15 protein-coding genes and 1 riboswitch are annotated in these 16,686 nt (G+C 38.5%); of the genes, 4 read left to right on the top strand and 11 right to left on the bottom strand.

Features of this window, described 5'->3' with window-relative positions; genetic code table 11:
- Nucleotides 1-85: 85 nt before the first annotated feature.
- Nucleotides 86-1,402, top strand: a complete 1,317-nt coding sequence (locus P6940_RS07335; RefSeq protein WP_277293642.1) for an autotransporter outer membrane beta-barrel domain-containing protein — start codon at nucleotides 86-88, stop codon at nucleotides 1,400-1,402.
- A 225-nt stretch (nucleotides 1,403-1,627) separates the two neighbouring features.
- Here P6940_RS07335 and P6940_RS07330 read toward each other — a convergent pair whose 3' ends face one another.
- Nucleotides 1,628-1,960: a nicotinate-nucleotide--dimethylbenzimidazole phosphoribosyltransferase gene (locus P6940_RS07330; protein ID WP_277293641.1), complete on the bottom strand. Its 333-nt coding sequence runs from the start codon at nucleotides 1,958-1,960 to the stop codon at nucleotides 1,628-1,630.
- 301 nt (nucleotides 1,961-2,261) lie between these two features.
- Between P6940_RS07330 and P6940_RS07325 the strand changes: the two genes are divergently transcribed.
- Entirely contained in the window at nucleotides 2,262-3,581 is a 1,320-nt protein-coding gene (locus P6940_RS07325) for an autotransporter domain-containing protein (protein WP_277293640.1), read from the top strand.
- 226 nt (nucleotides 3,582-3,807) lie between these two features.
- Here the strand turns inward: P6940_RS07325 and P6940_RS07320 are convergent, their stop codons facing one another.
- From P6940_RS07320 to P6940_RS07300, 5 genes are all read right to left on the bottom strand, one after another.
- Nucleotides 3,808-4,857, bottom strand: a complete 1,050-nt coding sequence (locus tag P6940_RS07320; RefSeq protein WP_277293639.1) for a nicotinate-nucleotide--dimethylbenzimidazole phosphoribosyltransferase — start codon at nucleotides 4,855-4,857, stop codon at nucleotides 3,808-3,810.
- 239 nt (nucleotides 4,858-5,096) lie between these two features.
- Nucleotides 5,097-5,621, bottom strand: a complete 525-nt coding sequence (gene thiW / locus P6940_RS07315) for an energy coupling factor transporter S component ThiW (RefSeq protein WP_277293638.1) — start codon at nucleotides 5,619-5,621, stop codon at nucleotides 5,097-5,099.
- Complete coding sequence (cytX, locus tag P6940_RS07310) at nucleotides 5,608-6,795, bottom strand: putative hydroxymethylpyrimidine transporter CytX (RefSeq protein ID WP_277293637.1); 1,188 nt, start codon at nucleotides 6,793-6,795, stop codon at nucleotides 5,608-5,610. The genes thiW and cytX overlap by 14 nt, the downstream gene beginning before the upstream one ends.
- 9 nt (nucleotides 6,796-6,804) lie before the next feature.
- On the bottom strand, nucleotides 6,805-8,262 hold the full coding sequence (gene thiD / locus P6940_RS07305; protein ID WP_277293636.1) for a bifunctional hydroxymethylpyrimidine kinase/phosphomethylpyrimidine kinase: 1,458 nt from the start codon (nucleotides 8,260-8,262) through the stop codon (nucleotides 6,805-6,807).
- A gap of 282 nt (nucleotides 8,263-8,544) precedes the next feature.
- Nucleotides 8,545-8,651, bottom strand: a riboswitch (TPP riboswitch).
- A gap of 373 nt (nucleotides 8,652-9,024) precedes the next feature.
- Nucleotides 9,025-9,984, bottom strand: coding sequence for a diacylglycerol/lipid kinase family protein (locus P6940_RS07300; RefSeq protein ID WP_038153214.1), 960 nt, complete (start codon nucleotides 9,982-9,984; stop codon nucleotides 9,025-9,027).
- A gap of 204 nt (nucleotides 9,985-10,188) precedes the next feature.
- Between P6940_RS07300 and P6940_RS07295 the strand changes: the two genes are divergently transcribed.
- Nucleotides 10,189-10,896 (top strand): GntR family transcriptional regulator, encoded by a 708-nt coding sequence (locus tag P6940_RS07295; protein ID WP_277293635.1) that lies wholly within the window; start codon nucleotides 10,189-10,191, stop codon nucleotides 10,894-10,896.
- A gap of 436 nt (nucleotides 10,897-11,332) precedes the next feature.
- Here P6940_RS07295 and P6940_RS07290 read toward each other — a convergent pair whose 3' ends face one another.
- Nucleotides 11,333-11,674, bottom strand: coding sequence for a helix-turn-helix domain-containing protein (locus P6940_RS07290; RefSeq protein WP_277293634.1), 342 nt, complete (start codon nucleotides 11,672-11,674; stop codon nucleotides 11,333-11,335).
- 177 nt (nucleotides 11,675-11,851) lie between these two features.
- Here P6940_RS07290 and crcB point away from each other — a divergent pair, with 177 nt between their 5' ends.
- Nucleotides 11,852-12,229: a fluoride efflux transporter CrcB gene (gene crcB, locus P6940_RS07285; protein WP_277293633.1), complete on the top strand. Its 378-nt coding sequence runs from the start codon at nucleotides 11,852-11,854 to the stop codon at nucleotides 12,227-12,229.
- 1,472 nt (nucleotides 12,230-13,701) lie between these two features.
- On the opposite strand, the gene P6940_RS07275 is transcribed toward crcB, so the two are convergent.
- From P6940_RS07275 to P6940_RS07260, 4 genes are all read right to left on the bottom strand, one after another.
- Entirely contained in the window at nucleotides 13,702-14,226 is a 525-nt protein-coding gene (locus tag P6940_RS07275; protein WP_028257937.1) for an ECF transporter S component, read from the bottom strand.
- Nucleotides 14,227-14,894: 668 nt separating this feature from the next.
- Complete coding sequence (locus tag P6940_RS07270; protein WP_028257938.1) at nucleotides 14,895-15,125, bottom strand: hypothetical protein; 231 nt, start codon at nucleotides 15,123-15,125, stop codon at nucleotides 14,895-14,897.
- Nucleotides 15,122-15,856 carry a metallophosphoesterase gene (locus P6940_RS07265; protein WP_038153221.1) on the bottom strand — a complete coding sequence of 245 codons (735 nt, stop codon included), beginning with the start codon at nucleotides 15,854-15,856 and terminating at the stop codon, nucleotides 15,122-15,124. Before P6940_RS07265 ends, P6940_RS07270 begins: the two co-directional genes overlap by 4 nt.
- Before the next feature lie 19 nt (nucleotides 15,857-15,875).
- Nucleotides 15,876-16,643 (bottom strand): DUF4931 domain-containing protein, encoded by a 768-nt coding sequence (locus P6940_RS07260; protein ID WP_028257940.1) that lies wholly within the window; start codon nucleotides 16,641-16,643, stop codon nucleotides 15,876-15,878.
- Nucleotides 16,644-16,686: the final 43 nt, after the last annotated feature.

Raw genomic sequence — 16,686 nt, 5'->3', positions numbered from 1 at the left:
TAAATAAGCCATACTATGTTACAGTGTGGCTTATATAATTGTGTAAATAGATATGATAGTGGCAGTGGGCATAAGGAGTAGTAGTGTGAAGGGTAGATATATAAAAAAAGGTGTTGCCTTAGGGATGCTTCTAGCAGTGGCTAGTACATCGATGACTATGGCGATGGAGGCACGTATTCGTTCCGTGAATCAAGACACACATCAAGTGGTTGATATTATAGAAGGGGCACCGCCAGTTACGATATGGGAAGGCCTCACTACTGAGGGAAGACCTGGTCGGATACAAGTAGAGTTACAACGAGAAGGCGAGGGGTATAAGCTAATATATTCTGGCGAGGTAGAAGGGCGGAGTCATATAACATCATATTCCTTCTCTTTGTCGAGAGAACGGTTGATTGGGAGTCCGTTGGGAGGTGTACGAATAATAGCGGAGGGGACTGGTAAACTTCTTGCAACAGATCCTACGCTAAACCTGAGTTATAACAATAAATTTTGGATTCAGCCTACGTGGTATGATGACAGTAGTGATTTTGCTAAGGCCAGTCGCTATCGCTTAGACCAACGTCCTTCCTATAGGGTGCCAGTAACAGATACCCATTCCGTATGGGTAACGTATCATGAGAATCGATTAGATAGATTATATAATGGGCCTAAGAAAAAAAAGGGTGGATATAGTGTATATAGAAAAAGTGAAGATATGAAGATCCTGCAGGTCGGTCTAGATCGTATACAATCTGACACGATGACTCAAGGCATTTATTTTCTCTATGGGTCTGATCGCACTAAGTATTATAAAAAGACAAAATATGATGATCAGATTCGACTCCTTAGAAATGACGGTGGGATACATATGGCGAATAGTCGCGCCACGATGTATGGACTTGGTATACATCAAACGAAGCGGTGGACACAGGGAACGTATTATGATGCGTATCTACAAGGTGCCATAATGCGTCGCCATGTGTGGACCGTGAATGAAGGGGTGTATAATACACAAACATCAGATAATCATGCCCATCATTGGGATGCCTCATTAGAAGTGGGACATACATTTACGGTGAATAAACGGATATCGATACAACCTGAATTACAGTATACCTATAGTGACTATCATCAAAGTGGATATACAGATAGTTTGGAACACTCTGTTGCGGCGGTGCATAAAACCTATGGGGAAGCAAGACTAGGGGTAAAAACGACCTATGGCCCTCTATATGTGGCGGTGAACCGCTACATGACGCACGATGCAGGGCAAAACTACACTTGTTGGGGCCACGAAATTGGTATTGATACATCCTTGCCACATGATATACACGTGCATGCCGTGTGGGCACGTCGACAGAATACAGATACTCATAAAAATCAAAAATCTATATCCTTAGCAGTGGAAAAGAAATTTTAATAGATCCATTGTCTGTTGATAGGCGTAGAGAAAACGATAGGGAATAGGGAGATTCGTATCTATCTTTCATAGGTAATCGTATATCTGGGAATAGGATGTTCTTTCCTAGACGATCCTTAGTTGTATCTAACCATAGATGTACACATATAAAAAGATGCTCTTGGGAACTAGACCTTACAAGAATTTGTAAGACCTAGCAGCTAGAGCATCTTTTTTAGTGGTTTCTTATTTTACAATGGTATCCATTGCCATCATATCGTCGAGGGAAGCCATATGCATACATGCATGGTAGGTGGCTTGTAATATTTGGACCATTAATAAAGCCCCCGTTCCTTCACCCACTGCCATATGAGCATGAAGTGGTACTTGACTTGGGGTAATGCCAACACGAGATAGAGCTAAGATCATAGCTTTTTCCCGTGACATATGCGATGGAATAGCATATTGTGATACGGTAGGGCATATGGTTTGGGCACAGACCAAGGCAACGGCTGTTGTAAAACCATCAATGACGAAAAGAACTTTCGCCCGCGCACAAGTAGAGTTCAGAATGCACAAGATCTCATGGATCGCTATGGTATACAAGTGTCTATCTATAACAAAGCACTAGCACAATTGACGTCCTATCCCGTAAAAGAAACGTATCTATATAGTTTACGCTTACATGAAGCAATATTAGTTACCTAGCAATAAATAATTTTTATAACCACATAACTAAATTTCATAATCGGGGGGGGGTAGTTGTTAAAAAATAGTATATAATATGTATATAGAAAATAAGCCACACTATTTTACAGTGTGGCTTATATAGTTGGATACATAGATAGGATATGTTGCGCTAGTTATAAGGAGTAATAGTGTGAAGGGTAGATATATAAAAAAAGGTATTATCTTAGGGATGCTTCTAGCAGTGGTTAGTACATCGATGACTATGGCGGCGGAGGCACGTATTCGTGTCGTGAATAAAGATACACATGAAGTGACTGATATTATAGAAGGGGCACCACCAGTTACGCTATGGGAAGGCCTGACGACTGAGGGGAGACCGGGTCGGATGCAAATGGAGTTACAACGAGACGGAGATGGGTATAAGCTAATACTTTCTGGTGAGGTAGAAGGAAGAAGTGAGATAACAAGTTGGATTCGACATCTATCGAGAGAAGAGCTTATAAGTAAACTGCTTTGGGATGGATTATGGATGACGGATCATAAGACGGGGAAACGTTTGATAGAGACTCATTCGCTAGGCATAAGTTATAACAATAAATTTTGGATTCAGCCTACGTGGTATGATGACAGCAGTGATTTTGCTAAGGCCAGTCGATATAGTTTAGATGGACGTCCTTCTTATAGGGTGCCAGTAACAGATACCCATTTCGTATGGGTATCGTATCATGAGAATCGATTAGATAAACTATATAATGGATATAAGACAAAAAAAGGTAAATATATTGTATTTAGCAAAAGTGAGAATATGAAGATAGTACGGGTGGGCCTGGATCGTATAAAATCTGACACGACTACGCAAGGCATGTATGTCCTCTATGGATCCGATCGCACTAAGTATTATAGAAAGACAATATTGGATGATCAGATTCGATTCCTTAGAAATGATGGGGGGGTACACGTAGCGAATAGTCGCACCACGATGTATGGACTTGGTATACATCAAACGAAGCGGTGGAAACAGGGCACGTATTATGATGCGTATCTACAAGGCGCCATGATGCGCTGCCATGTGTGGACCGTGAATGAAGGGGTGTATTATACACAAACATCGGATAATCGTGCCCATCATTGGGATGCCTCACTAGAGGTGGGACATACAATTAAGGTGAATAAACGGATATCGATACAACCTGAGTTACAGTATACCTATAGTGACTATCATCAAAGTGCATACACAGATAGTTTAAAGCACCCTGTTGTGGCGGTACATAAAACCTATGGAGAAGCAAGACTGGGGGTAAAAGCGACCTATGGCCCTGCATATGTAGCGGTGAACCGATACATTATGCACGATGCAGGGCAAAACTACACTTCTTGGGGACACGAAATTGGTGTTGATACATCGTTGCCACATGATATACACGTGCATGCCGTGTGGGCACGTCGACAGAATACAGATACTCATAAAAATCAAAAATCTATATCCTTAGCAGTGGAAAAGAAATTTTAATAGATCCATTGTCTGTCGATAGGCGTAGAGAAAACGATAGGGAATAGGGAGATAGTATATTATCGTTCATAGATAATAGTATATCTGGGAATAGGATGTTCTTTCCTAAACGATGCTTAGTTGTATCTACCCATAGATGTACACATATAAAAAGATGCTCTGTAGGAGCTAGACCTTACAAGAATTTGTAAGACCTAGCAGCTAGAGCATCTTTTTTCGTAGTTTCTTATTTTACAATGGTATCCATTGCCATCATATCGTCGAGAGAAGCCATATGCATACATGCATGGTAGGTGGCTTGTAACATTTGGACCATTAATAAAGCCCCCGTTCCTTCACCCACTGCCATATGAGCATGAAGTGGTACTTGACTTGGGGTAATGCCAACACGAGATAGAGCTAAGATCATAGCTTTTTCCCGTGACATATGCGATGGAATAGCATATTGTGATACGGTAGGGCATATGGTTTGGGCACAGACCAAGGCAACGGCTGTTGTAAAACCATCAATGACGAAAGGAACTTTCGCCCGCGCACAAGTTACCATGGCAGCGGTTAAGGCGACGAGGTCAAATCCGCCAAGTCGTTGTAAAATACATTCCGTAGAATTTAACTTTCCTTTGTGGAATGCTAGCGCATCGGCTACGACACGTTGATATTTGGCGACAGACTCTTCATCATTGCCAGCCATATCATCCACCGTCATCGATGAAGGTTCACCAGTCAAAGCGGATAGTACGGCAGCACTGGCTACGGCGTTTCCCATACCGATTTCACCAAAAGATAGCAAATTAATTTCCTTAAAATTGCGATTAATAAGAGTTGTTATCAGCTTACTTACTTGTTCATACACGTATTGATATGCATCTACCGTCATGGCAGGTTCTTCTAAGAAGTTAGCACTACCGCGTTGAAACTTACAATCAACGCCAACGGCTTTATGGCTATTTAAACCTACATCAACAATTTCATAGGGAATATGAGAGAAGGTAGCCAATTGTGTAGCTGCTGATTTTTGTTGTAACATTGTTTTAGCTTGTAGCCGTGTTAATTTAGGATTACAACCAACAATACCTGCTTTAGCAATACCATGGTCAGCAGCAAATATTACATGAAGTGGATTAATGCGATTGTGCATGCATCCCCAAATATGAGTGAGACGTATGAAATAGTCTTCCCAAACTCCAAAACTATGAGGTCTAATACAACGAGAACTGATTTGTTCTTCTCCGGTAAGCATAGGACCAGCTTGTTTCGTTTGTGTATTTTGATTCATAGGGCACCTCCAATAGGATAGATTATATATTGATATATGTATACATATACCTATGTATATATCTATTATATGCTTCTTTTACTTTGAAAGCTAGTTACTTCATTGAAGGATTCTTACTATCAAGATGATGCATCATTCGAGCGGTGATACGTTCGTGAAGGGTGAACACAGACTATGCTAGTCTGTGTTACATCATAGTTACAAGAGGGCAATTAGATTTATAAATGTTAGGCATCATATCATTTATGGGATAGCGGAAGAATTCTTTTTTTCTTACAAGCAGAAATGATAATAATTGCTAATATAGTTCCGCCAGCGGTGCTAATAAAAAAAGGAGGAATAAATCCTAAGAGAGCGGCTTTTTGATTACCTAGGACATACGAGGCGATTGGATAGGCAGCTAATCCACCAATAATAGATGTACCTACTAACTCACCAATATAGGCAAACGGTAGTTTCTTAGTATATTTGTATAATAGACCAGCTAGTAGGGCGCCGCACATACTACCTGGAAAGGCAAATACGGTTCCTAGACCTAATAGGTTTCGTAAGAGGGATGCAATAAAAGCAGCTCCTACGGCATAACTAGGACCGAGTACGACAGCGGTTATGATATTGATAAGATGTTGCACTGGTGCACATTTAGAACCAAGTATGGGGAATGAAAAGGTAGATCCTATAATGGCAATGGCAGAAAGGACACCCGTTAGTACGAGCTTGGTCGTTTGCGATAAACGATAGTTGGATGTATTATGCTCTTTCACGACGCTTGCCTCCTTTCTTAATGCTTTGTAAGATAAGAACGACAAGGGCGGTGAGTACCATAGCTGGTAAGGTAGAACCAAGTACAAACTCTGTGGCTAAGAAATAGCGATAGATGATAAAGCCGATTATCCATGATAGCATATTTACAACATTAATAGGTTTAGTATAGGCACTATCATTGAGTAGGTAGTCCATGATTAATACGGCTGTCATAGGTGCAAATACAGAGCCGATAGCATATAAGAAATTAGTGATATCATCCATAGGGAATAGCATAGCGGCAATGGTACCGATAATAGTGGTTATTCCTGCTAAATACATGCCTCGTATACGGGGACTGAGTGCTTCGCCAGATACACCGGCTGAATAGGCATCGAGAAAGGTGGTAGTAACCGTTGAAAATATAACGATTAATAAACCAACCAATCCAAGACCAGCAGTACTCATAATAACGGCAATATCAGTTACTCCTGTGTAGATAGCGGCACACATACCAATGCAATACATAAACGTACTAGTAAGAGAATAGATGATAACGCTGACTACTGTTGCTTTTACAGGCTCTTTCGCATGATGCGTATAATCGCTAATCAATGGTAACCAAGAAAGGGGCATGGCTATTGATAATTCGATGGCCATGCTAAATGCTAAGGAATCATCAGTTACAGTGGGCATAATTGTTTGATTGGCAATTAGACCACATAATACGAGGGTTAAAGCAAATAACATGCCCATGGCGGTACCATTTATTTTCGTAAAGTTGGTGAGACCAATGCGCAACCAACCTAAAATACAAAGGCCGATAATACAAGCCCAAACAGGTTGAGTTAGATTGATAATGCTGTTAGCGGATAGAGAACCATCATAAATCATGATGGATGTCCAACCAATTAATTGGATAATGTTTAGAATGATGAATAAAAGGCTGCCTGAGGTACCGAAAGCATCTTTTACCGTTTCCATAGCGGTTTTTCCTTTTTTAGCACCAATATAACCAGCCCCAAAGAGGATAAGGCCACCAATAATGTGACCAATGACGATGGCGAGGAGGCCTTTTTCAATGCCAAGTGGTGAAAAATAAGTACCTGTTAATATTTCGGCAATTGAAACGGCTGCACCAAACCAGATTAAGCCGTTTGATAATAATGTTGTTCGTTCTATAGCTTGTTTCATAAAAACTCCTTATTGATTAGTATATGGTTGTGTGTGAATTAATCCAGCCCCATGATCCATAGGACCACTACCATGACCTATATCCATCATGGCAGATAGGGTTAGTGAAATATAGTCTTTAGCGCGTTGTACGGCACTAGGAATGTCATAGCCCTTCGCTAAATTAGCGGCAATGGCACTTGATAAGGTACAACCTGTACCATGGGTGTTATTATTTTTGATACGCTTGCCTGTAAACCAAGTATAGTCGTTTGGGGAGATATATAATAAATCATTCGCATCGTTAATGCGATGACCACCCTTTACAAGGACTGCACAGTGATAGGCGTTGTAGATAGTAGAAGCTGCTTGTAGCATATCATCGCCACAGGTAATAGAAATGTGAGATAATGTTTCTGCTTCCGGTATATTAGGCGTTACTAGGGTGGCTAGCGGTAATAATGTATTGACCAAAGTTTCGATAGCATCCTCGTCAATTAATCGAGCACTACTAGTAGCAATCATCACGGGATCTACGACAATATTAGTGGCTTTATAATGTCGTAATTTTTCAGCAATGACTGTAATTAGCTCCTTGTTAGATAGCATGCCAGTTTTTATAGCTTTTGGTGGAATGTCTGTAAAAATAGCATCTAATTGAGCCGCCATAAAATCGGGCGTCACATTAGAAATCGCACTTACCCCCATCGTATTTTGTGCGGTGAGAGACGTGATGGCGCTCATACCATATACGTGATGAGCTAGCATAGTCTTAAGATCGGCTTGTATACCTGCACCACCACTACAATCACTACCAGCAATGGTGAGAGCTGTTACGGTGTCTACTAACCGATGTGCTATTGTGGCTACTTGACGCGTTTTTGTATACACCTCATCTATAGTGCTAGAACTGTTAAAAATAGCACCAATCATAGCAAAACCGGCCATACCACGCCCATCTAAGAGGGACATGTTGTCTTTTGTAATACCGCCAATCGCTACTACGGGAATAGGCACAGCACGACAAATCGATTCGAATATATCATGACTTATACGGGTAGTATCTTTCTTGGTATCTGTAGCAAATACTGCACCGGATCCAATATAATCAGCACCCTCTTCATAGGCTAATTCGGCTTGTGCGATTGTTTTGGCAGTAACGCCAATAATAGCATTATCGCCGAGAATGTAGCGCGCTTCACGTAAAGGCATGTCATCTTGTCCAATGTGTACACCATCTGCTTGTATTTCTTTAGCTAGTGCTACATTGTCATCAATTATGAAGGGCACTTTATATTGACGGCATAGAGCTTGTACTTGTAATGCTTCCTCTTTTACTTGTGATAGAGGGATTTCTTTACGTCGTAATTGAATCATAGTTGCACCACCACGAATGGCTGCTTCTACTTGATTGAGTAAAGCACTACCTGTCGGTTCGTGGGGAGGTGTAATTGCATACACCGTTAGGTGAGAACGTGTTAGTTTCATAATCGGTTATATGATACATAGATGTATCATAGGCTCCTTTCTATACTACAAATAATAGGTGAATGAATGCCCATACTAGCACTAAGCTCCTGGCCTATAAGGGTGGTGTACGCTTACGGTTATAGGATAGGTAGTTAATGTAGAAAGACATATAGAAGAGAGAAATATAAAAAAGGAAACCTAGTAGGTTTCCTTTTTATAAATACGGCATGGGTATGACTTGATATGTACTGCCGTCATATAGCATACAATGTATATCATCGTCAGTATATGTTGTCGCCGTATATAGTTCTAGTATATCCCTACGTTGGCATTATCCAAATCAGGTTATGGGTTAAAGCGAGTAGCTTACTCTCAGCCCGAACATTCGAGCACCCCGTTGTCTAATTTACATATCATAGTTTATTACTATGATATAGTTAATTTTATCATAAAATATGGGAAAATTAAACTGTTGATACCTATGTAATCGAAAGAGTTATCTGGAGTAGTTAACATATGTGACACAGAATCCGAATGATGTATGTAAACAGTACTCTTCTATATATTTATTAGGTAATGTAAATACCAATACTTTTTGGGCTATGATAGTATATCTACTGCATATTGTACTATGCTTACAAGCATTATGAGTTGTGAACGTTCTTTTGTAAAATCGTTTTCCATCAACCTTGTGACATCATTCTAAAATAGGATAGATTATGTGTTAGAAGAATACATAGTCTAGTAGGCATTTAATATATGCTAAGTCTAGTGAGATTTTTATATTTTAGGTAACAAATTAGCTGGATTCGGCAATAAACTAGCCTTTTTTTTGTATTTATGATGTTGATCCGGTACATAGACACGCAAGAATTTTGGCAATACTTCTAATTCAACAGGCATATCGGGACCTCGGTCGCCATCCATATTGGTAGGGAGATCATTGACTTCATTTAATAATTGGATATGCGCTTTTTTGACGGTTATAATATCTACATACCGGGAATTATAAATACTACCACTGATAACCAATGGAAATATACGGAGAATATCAAGAATAAAGTATTCTTTAAAAATAATAATGCGCATAAAGCCATCATCAACGGTGGCGGTAGGCATAAATTTTTCAAAACTGGATACACAATTCGTCAATAGGGCTAACACCAATGGTGATTTGACTACAAAGTCTTTGTCTTCTGTTATGATGCGATAATTAAAGCTTTTATTGTTTAATAAAGCTTGTCCACCTCGGGCAAAATAGGCAAGAGGACCTAAAATACTTTTTTCCTTAGGTGTTACCTCTTCTACTACTTTAGGTATGATACCTGCCGCAATATTGTTGCAAAAATATTTATCATTGCAACGACCAATATCAATGTGGCGAATTACACTATGGCTTAAGGCATGGATAGCAGCTAGCGGTGAACGGGGGATTTCTAGGGCACGGGACATATCGTTTACAGTACCAACAGGAATAAAGCCGAAGTTAATGTCACCACCAGCTTGTGCAATGCCATTTACTGTTTCATTAACCGTTCCATCGCCGCCCATACAAAAGACAGCATCGTAGTGATTTTCTGTAGCGGCTTTAGCAAAGCGAGTGGCATCTAATTCGCCAGCAGTAAATTTCACTTCTGTGTGATCAAATAGGCTGGTTAATTGTAATTGCAAGTCCATCATATAGCGACGGGCAGCGCCTCCACCAGAGGAAGGATTTATGATGACTAAACAACGACTCATATATAATACTCCTAGTTATAAATCAAAATTGACAGTGTATAAAGCACCTCGTATAATTAATCTATCTTATATTATAACTGTATTTGTTCTTGAATAAAAGAGAAGATGTTAGAAAATATACTAGCTTCTTATGAAAGACAATATAGTTAGTAGTTAGGATTTACTAGCTAGTAGTTATATAACATGATTTGAGGAATATTGCATATGGATAAGCATGAAGAGTATCATTTGAAGCCCATTGATTCTATTGGAAGATTGCCATTGAGTGAACAAGTATATATCACATTAAAGCAAGCTGTATTGCGAGGAGAATTAAAACCGCAAGTTAAATTAAATGAAGTGAAAATCGCAGAGCAATTACAAGTGAGTGCTACGCCTGTGAGAGAAGCGTTTCGAAAACTTGCTAAAGATAATTTAGTAGTTATAAAACCTTGGAAAGGTGTAACGGTTAAGGGGTATACACCAGAAGAAATTATTGCTATGTATCAGTGTCGTGAGGTTATGGAAGGACTTGGAGCTAGATTATGTGCCTTGTATGCGACAGATGAGCAAATTCGTGAGTTAGAAGAGGTGTGTGACGAAGGACGGCGTGAGGAAGATCTAGAAGAAAGAGTGGCGATTAATAGTCGTTTTCACTCATTGATAGCTATGTTATCTGGTAATGAACGAGTGGCGGACTATTTATCAGATTTTAGAGAAATGGTGAATCGTGATATGTATATTAGTACTATGGATTCGGAACGCAGTTTGGAATGTGACAAGGAACATGATGCCATTATGGAAGCGATTCGTCAGCATGATGGAGAGGTAGCAGAGCAACAGATGAGAAACCATATTCGAAATGCTTTTGTATTTAAAAAAGCGCATGCTGATTTACGAGCAAAAAAATTTGGAGAAAATAGTAATTTATAGTGAGAATTTTTATTCATTGGCCGTGGGAAATAGGTTTTTATGATGGGGTGTATTATTCATGATAGTACATAGAAGCGTTAGATAGCAATATAATGGTGTATCATTAAATAAATTAATAAAGGATTTTTTAAATCAATCCCCTATAATGGAGGGTATAGGGTTTATAAATCTATTGAAGTTCTATTTACAAGAAGGTTGTTATTTGCTATAATTTATGCAAGGTAGTGAGTATATCTCATACCTTGGGGCATCCCCCAAAGCCCCATAACATTTGAATTAGATTCAAATGTTCTCTCTCTCTTTTTTCTCAAACACAAAAGCCTCGGCTCCGGCCGAGGTTTTTGTGTTTGAGATTCTATTTGTCGGTAGTAGACGATGTGATAGTTTCTATCATCATCGATGTAAACTAATGATATAATAAACTCTTATAGAGGCATCACAAATACATCTGTAATGTAGGTGATTTTTGTTGCCTACCAACTAGAGGAATATTGCTTGTATCGTAAGAAGTTAAGCGTTGATAGCGACGTAAATCACTGGCTTCTACTCGTAATAATTGATAGGTTTCTACGCCTAATGCATAGGCAATTTGATAGAGTATTTCTAAGGATACACCTTCAATATGTCGCCCGTTTTCTAATTTACCTAAATAACTTGCACTAATACCAGCACGATAGGCTAGTTGTTTTTGTGTTAATCCATTAGCAGTGCGCAGTACGGTAATTTTATGACCAATAGCGTGTAATAAAATTTGACAAGTATAAGCTGTGTAGTCCAAGATAATCTCTCCCTCGTAGTAGTTATTCATAGCTACTTTTACTATATACATCGTGTACCTATTCAATTACGAATATATATTACATATAGTATAGAGTAAATTTGATTAATATGCTACATAAAATTTATAAAATAATATAAATTAGTAAAGAATTGTGAAAATTCTAGAAAGGACAGGATGATGAAATTAATAATGATTGCCATAGGCGGCGCATTGGGTGCCATTTGTCGTGTATATGGAAGTGATTGGATACAGCAACGGAGTTATTATGGAATCCCTTGTGGAACCATTGCGGTTAATTTGTTGGGGGCCCTATTAATTGGATTGTGTTTAGGCTATATGTCCGCACGACCAGATATGCCGGTATGGGTAAAATTTTTAGTTGTGTCTGGCGGGTTAGGAGGTTTTACTACATTTTCTACATGTATGTATGAGGCTATAGAATTAGTCCTGTTAGGACAGTATCTACATGCAGTTTGTTATATAGGTATACAATTCATTGCAGGGCTTGTATTATGCTTTATAGGGATAAGTATTAGTAAATTGTTGGTGTGAAAGTATGTTATCGAGGCTCATGATATCATATAATAGAGGTAAGATACTTGTATGGAGCATTCATTCAGTACAGTTTTTAGTAGGAACTATGATGAGTGAGCCTTATAAAGAATTTACGTTAATAGTGGTAGCATGATAGAAAGGATAAACTGTGAAACAAATCGATATAAAAGATGCAATTGGACAAGCATTGTGTCATGATATTGTACGTATTGTAATTGGGACTGTAAAAGAACGTGCTTTTAAACGGGGACATGTTATTCGTGAAGAAGATATAGAGGAATTATTGGCACTTGGTAAAGAGCATGTATTTGTTATGGAACCAGGTGATGAAAATTTATTGCATGAAGAAGATGTGGCCTATGCATTATATGATTTGGCAGCAGGTGATTATATGCATAATACCTTAGTGAATCAAGGTAAAGTGGAAGCGATTGCTGATATAGATGGCATGTTGCAAGTTGATGTAGAACGATTAAGAGCGATTAACTCCATTGGACAATTAACCATCGTTACAAAACTAAATCATAGAGCTGTTAAAAAGGGCGAATTAATTGCAGGTATGCGCTGTATTCCTTTGTTGCTTGATAAACGAGAGGTAGAAGCGGCACAAGCAATTGCTAAGAATCAACCTATTTTACAAGTGAAGCCCTTCGTCATAAAAACTGTAGGGATTGTTACGACTGGTACAGAAGTGTATACAGGCCGCATTGCGGATGCATTTACACCGATTATTGAAAAACGTATGGCTCCTTATGGCATGAAGAAGGTGGCCCATACTATTGTGCCAGATGATACGGATGAAATTGTAAAAGCCATAGAGACTATGAAAACAGCTGGTGTAGATATTATTTTTTGTACTGGTGGTATGAGTGTAGATCTCGATGGTCGCCGTATCATTAAAAAATCTCGTTCTGCCGAAACGGTTGTTACCTATGGCTTACCAGTCTTACCAGGATCCATGGTGTGTATTGCCTATACGAGTAGCGGAACTCCTATCGTAGGATTACCAGGGGGCGTATTATTTAGCGAACCTACTGCATTCGATGTGTTATTACCACGATTAGCTGCTAATGATAGAATTACAAAAGAAGATTGTATTGCCATGGGACATGGTGGACTATTATAAGTACATAGATAACAAGTAATTATACGCCTGTTTAGTAGATTGCTGTTTGATGTTAGACGAATGCGTAACAATAATAAAAGACTATCCATATCCTTTTTGCCATCTATCTTATGTAGATGGACTGTAGAAAGGTGTATGGATAGTCTTTTTTAGTAAACGATATAAACAGAGGAACATTGATATTGAACTGCATTTTGAAAATGGATTCAACGTTGTGCTGCAGTGCATACTTTTAAATCGACGGTCCTCTATTTTATATGAGGCTATTTAGTTACAGACCTTGTATTGTCGTAGATTGTAGCATACTAGCTTCATTTATCACTATCATGTGACTTATAACAAATTATTTTTTAAATACATGTTTTGCAATCTTTTGGACTGCTGGTGCCAATAGAAGGGCTACGATAATACCGACACCACTAGTGATGAAAGTAGCAGGCAAACGAGTGGCAGCGACGGCGATGCTATCTAATACAATGGCCCAAGCAATAAAGTAACCAATAGCTGTAATAATAGCACCTACTATGGTGGCTAGTAAAATTTTACCTCGACTTACGATTGGATAATTTTGTGCTGATGGATACATGCCTACAGTGAGTACACCAACAGCCACGCCAGCCAATCCTTTTATGATAATAGAAAATAATGTATACGATGTATGACCGCTGATTAGGTCAAATATACCTGATCCGATGGCACCAGCCAAGCCAGCATACATGCCACCAAAAGCGGCGGCAATGGTAAACAGAGCGGCCGATCCTAGATGAGTCATGCCACCAGTAGGTAAGGGAAATAGTATAAATGTAGCAACAATACAAATAGCGCTTAATAAACCGATATATATTATATCTTTTGTAGACAACTTCATTTCAATCACTCCTAATTACGTATATAGTCAATTGCTTATCATAGTATATTTTTTTATTCTTTTAGTCAATACAGTATTAGTTTGATGTTTATAGCATATTCACATATACGTTTACGAAACTGTAGCTCTTCGGTTATGATACATGTCATAAGAAGGTTTCTCCTTTGAAATAATGATTCGGTTTAGTCAGCTGCATTGATTATCACAGAGAGTGTTCTTTTTTTATTTGTCACAAATGTATTATACTCGTACATCCTTTTAAAATAATGATTCAGTTTAGTGACCTACATTCATCATAACAGAGTGCATGCTTCTTTTTTGCTTATTTACCACGCATGTGTTATACGCATACAGTATTAGTTGTATTAGGATACTATCTGTAACGGATTAGCTATGGTATGTGGTTTCTTAGTACAGATTAACTCGTATGCCATAGTGACAAGTATTTCATAACTATGGTAATTCGCTAAGCGTAGTAGATCCTCTTAGGAGGATTTTCTGGTACAAGATGTTACTTGTATGGCTAGTAGGGTGTGCTATATCTATATTAGCAGCAGATACAACACTTTTGATTTCTTATTTAGATTACAGTGCGTATAATTGGTTTTATCTTTGTTACGTGTAACGTGCGTTGTATGTGGTACCTATCGTACTAGCTATGATATGCATTAGAATGATTTTTTCCCTAATATAGGGTGAGAGCAACGACGTAAGCTAAGTGTATCAATGATATGAATAGCTTTGTCGATGGAGATATCTTCCCGTTTAGTAGGTGTTTCTAAAATGCATAACGGTGAATCTGTTCCTACTTCTCCTGGTGGTAAATAGATATATTCTTGATTGTGTGGGTCACCAAAAATGTAACCAGCTTGTAAATGTTCAGCATGAATACGACTCATAGAATCTCCTTAAGCGTGAAATTTAAAAAATCGGCAGATACTAGGTGTAACTGCGTATTATGATAGTGACTAGGGATACGGTTGAAAGAGGCACTATCGTGCAAGTGTCCGAAAATGCAATGGTCTACATGATACGTATCCATTAATTCTGTAAATCCACTGGAACTGATTGTATCATTAAATGGGGGATAATGTAACAATAAAATTTTTATTCCTTTTTTTGATGCAAAAGAAGCATCCGTCCCTGAAAGAGTAGCAAGATAGCGGTCCATTTCTTGTAAGGCCGCTTCTGTACGGAGTAATTCACGTTCATAAATATGTTGGTCCCTGTTTATATCAAAAGCGCTATCGCCGGGACAAAGATATCCGCGAGTTCCGCCAAATGCTATATGACCAATACCAGTGGCATGACCTTGAAGAAATGTAATTTCATGGTTAGTGGCGGCAGTCATTTTACTTGTGCTAGACCACCAATAATCATGATTACCACGAATCATGTATTTCATGCCAGGTAGAGCTTGAATCGATTGTAAGTCTTCGAGAGCTTCGGGTAATCGCAAGGCCCAAGAAATATCGCCTACGATGAAAACAATATCATCATTGGTGACGCTTTTTTGCCAAGCTTGTTTGATTTTCTCCCAGTGGTTGGCCCAATGGGGTCCAAAAATATCCATTGGTTTTTTAGGTGGCGTACCAGATAAATGGGTGTCGCCAATAGCAAAAACTTTCATAGAGTTCCTTTCATTGGTATTATAGGTCCCAGTAGGCTTTTAATTCTTCTTGAATGGTAGCAACGCGGCTTTCACAACCTATTTGTGGAATTTTATAGCCAATAAAGAGAGGCGTTGTCACATAACGGGGTATAATTTTAGCATAGTAATAGTCGTCATGCAGATTATAAAAAAAGAAATTATATGATTTGGTATAGGATTTCATGGTGCTTATAATGTATTTGGTAATTTGTTGCATGCGACGACTTAATTTGCTTCTGTTTACAGAATGGGGAAATTGAAGATTGTATTCAAAAAAGCCGATAAGTGGATGCTTTGATAATGTAATTTTTATGGTATCATCTTCTTTTAAGAGCCATCCGTCAAAATGATATGGTTTAATATCTTCACAGTAATCATATGTTTCAAGACCTATAATTTGACTGTGGGGATGACGAATTGAACCACCTGATAAAGGACCATAATTTTTAAAATATAGAACAGATTTAAAGCGACTATCTTTCATAGTTTCAATCCATTTATCCATGGAGAATGAGATAATAGCGGCTGCTTGATGCGGATCATAGGCTGAAAATTCACCGTGACAATCATCGGTTTCAATAATAACTGTAGGCCAAGTATCTTGTAATACGGGATATTTATTTTTTAACCATATCATGGTACCGTTTCTGTCCAATATGTCTGTTAAGTGACTGGTATCACAAAAAGGGCAGGCTATTTTTTCATTACGAATATTGACTGGCTTTCTATAGCCTAGGGCAATATCAAATATTAAAGGTTGATTCATAGATGCCTCACAGATGTATCGTAAATTATAAATGTTTGTAAAG

It is taken from the genome of Veillonella montpellierensis, assembly GCF_947090115.1.
GTDB classification, from domain to species: domain Bacteria; phylum Bacillota; class Negativicutes; order Veillonellales; family Veillonellaceae; genus Veillonella; species Veillonella montpellierensis.
The sequence above is the reverse complement of the archived record's forward strand: the minus strand, read 5'-3'. Positions and strand labels throughout refer to the sequence as shown.